Source organism: Intestinibacter sp., from assembly GCF_051866655.1.
In the GTDB taxonomy this organism is placed as follows: domain Bacteria; phylum Bacillota; class Clostridia; order Peptostreptococcales; family Peptostreptococcaceae; genus Intestinibacter.
Map to the genome: position 1 here is coordinate 1 of NZ_JBJDXL010000377.1, position 3,173 is coordinate 3,173.

Genomic DNA, 3,173 nt, shown 5'->3' on the forward strand with positions numbered 1-3,173 from the left:
TATCTCATGAGCAAGTATTTTTTGAATTTCTTTTGTATTTGCTATTTCACAGCAAACATCCATTATTTCCATTTTAAAATTATGCCAGTCGCTTAACGCTTCACTCTCATATTCATCTAATAATTTATTCAATACTTTATTTTTAGCTTCAAAATCGTCGACACTTAAAGCTACCTTTTCAATCATACGTATTACATCCTTAACTAAAAATTCCAAATTATAATCATCATCATAAAAATATAAATCAAAATCATCGATATACTGCATATAATATATAGATTTTTCTAAAACTAATAACAATATATCCATTGCCAGTATTTTATTTTCAATCACGCATATTCTTTTAAACATTTCTTTTACATCCAGTGCAAATAAATACGATCTATCCTCTATATAATTATCCTCTTTAAAATACATTTTAAAGCTTGAATCTATGTAATCCTCACATTTTTTTAATTCACTTTCATCGTCTAGAATTGGTGAATATTTAATTAAAATAGAGTTTTTTGATTTTGGATTCTCTGCAATTTGATCCATGATTATATCTATAAGTTGGTTTTTATCGAGGCTTTTAAGTACATCATTAAGGGTTATTTCTTCAGCTTTAGGCTGATACATAGTTTTATTTTCACACTTTATTTTTCCTTTTAATAAATCTCTTAATTTATAAAAAACTGCTACCTGATGCTTGCAAATAGGCTCTAAATCATATGGACAGTTACATTTTGAACTCAATATATTTTCATCTTCGTCTAATTCAACAACTACTTTATACTGATCAGTTCCATATACTCTAAATGTGTATTTATTGCCTTTTTTCTCAAAATCCTCACTAATATTTCCACCTGTGTAGTAATAATATCCTCTTTTTAATATAACAGGATTTATATTTTCTTCAAAAACAACAAGATTCATAGGTACCTCCTTTGATAAACTAAAAAAATTACTCCATTCTATGTCTATGACCACCGCCATGACCTCTCTCATTTTCCATCTGATCATTAGGATTCGTAAACGAAACTCCCAAAGCATCACTTACCGCCTCGATTATCCCATTACTACTATAAGTAGCGCCACTTACCACGTCAACATCTGTAGATTGATTGGAAATAATTTCATTTATTATTGTGTTTTGCGCCTTATCGAAAAATGGCTCATCGTCTTGGTATGACTGTACTGTGATAGAGGAAATATTTCTATCGCTTACTTTTACTTCGACTGTCACGGTTCCTCTATAACCTTCTCCGCTGCCTGTATATGTTCCATCTGTGTATTTGCCTTGTGTTAGAGAATTTTGGAGTAATTGCTCGCCCGAATTACTTGTATTTGGAGTCATTGTTCCTGCACAATATATTCCTAAAATTATAGCTGCAACAACTATTCCTGATACAGTTTGTTTTGGATTTATGTATAGAGCTTTTGGCTTGCATGTGTCTATGCATTTGAAACAATCTACGCATTCACTGGAAATGACTTTTCCGTGGGCGCTTGTTTCTTCGTCGACATCTATTCCCATTGGACATTTTTTTGTGCATAAATCGCAGTTTACGCATTCAGTTGAATCCTTTTTTATTTTATAAATGCGAGGCTTTGATATTAATGAGAATATTGCGCCTAATGGACAAAAATATCTGCAAAAAACTCTTTCTACAAACAGTGAAGATATGATTATTAGTAAAAGCAAAAGTCCTCCAAATGTTAGGAGCATGCTAAAATCTGACCAGCCCTTGTATGATGAATATACGCCAAAGACATTCCATGGGCTGAGCTTTGCGTCTATTGTGATGTTGAAGGTCCAAAGCATTACAAATATTATTATTAATATGTACTTTATGTATTTTAATTTTTTGTCGAGATTCGGATTTATTTTTATGTTTTTTATTTTTAATTTTGTGCCTAGGTAATTTAGGAATTCCTGCATACTTCCAAAGGCGCAGATGTATCCGCAGAAAAATCTGCCTAGGAAAATCGTGATTGGTATTACTGCTATTAAAATTAATATCGGCGACATCATGCTAGATAATGTAAATGTTCCTTCTAATATTGCTCTGTATATTGATGATATTGCATTCCATGTCAATATGAATAGTCCTGGAAATAGTATAAAGCTTAACAGTTGAATAATGTGCCTTGTTATTTGCGTTATAGAGTATTTTTTCATTTTCAATCTCCTTATTTGTTTATTTTAAAAAAATTATAGCACTTTGAGGTAATATATATAATAGATTTATTACTTCAAAGTGCTATTTTTTAGTTCATTTTCAAATTCTAGCATTAATTCTTTATTTGGTATTTTTAAATAAGCATCATTGTAAGATAGAAAGCCTAAAGTGATCATAGCAGAGTATATTTCTTCTTTAGTCTTCGGTTCAGCTTGTCCTGCTCTAAATTCTTCATTTATAGTTAGGTCTATTTCTTCCCCTGAGAGCATTTTTATTATGTCTTCTTTAATAATATTAGATTTAAGGAATTTTGAAGCTTTAGTGTTCGTCCAATAGCTTTCGCAGTAATTGTTTTTAAGTGCTTTGACCACAGAACGCGGATTATATATTTTTATGCCTTTTGCTGTTGTATACCCGTTGTACCAGCTTTTCAATTTTTCAAAATCCATGTATTTATTTTGTTCACAAAGAGCTAAAACTTCATCCTCAGTAAAACCAAAATACTCTCCAAATTTTCTATCTTTAAGAAACGTAAACTCGTCAAACATGTTAAGCGCTGAACCACTTGAATATCTTTTTATAGGTAAAACACCTGTCATATAACAAAGCTCTACATAGGATTCATCTTTCAATAAATTTCTAAGAAACTCTAGAAATTTATCTTGGCTCTCTTCAAATAAATTATTGTTGAATATGTAATCCCATTCATCTAGTAAAAATATGAATTGTTGGTTTGATTTTTGAAGAATCCTTTTTAAACTGTCTGATTCATCAATATCTTTTAGGTCGAACTCGTTTATCACGTCTTTTTTTACTTGATTTGTTATATTATTTATATACTCCTCGTAAGTGTTCATGTTATCAGGGATTTCATTGAAAGAAATACTTATTACGTTATATTTATTTAAGTGATCCTTGTATCCATCGACTCCACTTATTTTCAAATTATCAAAAATCACACTTGAATCAACTGCCTTAGAATAATACGCACCTAGCATATTTATTAAGCTT

The 3,173-nt window shown here is 30.4% G+C and carries 3 protein-coding genes; all 3 read right to left on the reverse strand.

The genetic code is table 11. The features are described 5' to 3' along the window. Positions 1–915 (reverse strand): SWIM zinc finger family protein (locus ACI3VO_RS11195; RefSeq protein WP_439757995.1); only part of this gene is annotated, 915 nt, incomplete at its 3' end. Positions 916–943: 28 nt separating this feature from the next. Next, positions 944–2,161 (reverse strand): 4Fe-4S binding protein, encoded by a 1,218-nt coding sequence (locus ACI3VO_RS11200; protein WP_439757996.1) that lies wholly within the window; start codon positions 2,159–2,161, stop codon positions 944–946. Between the two features lie 69 nt (positions 2,162–2,230). Further along, positions 2,231–3,173: AAA family ATPase (locus ACI3VO_RS11205; RefSeq protein ID WP_439757997.1), on the reverse strand; the 943-nt coding region annotated here is incomplete at its 5' end.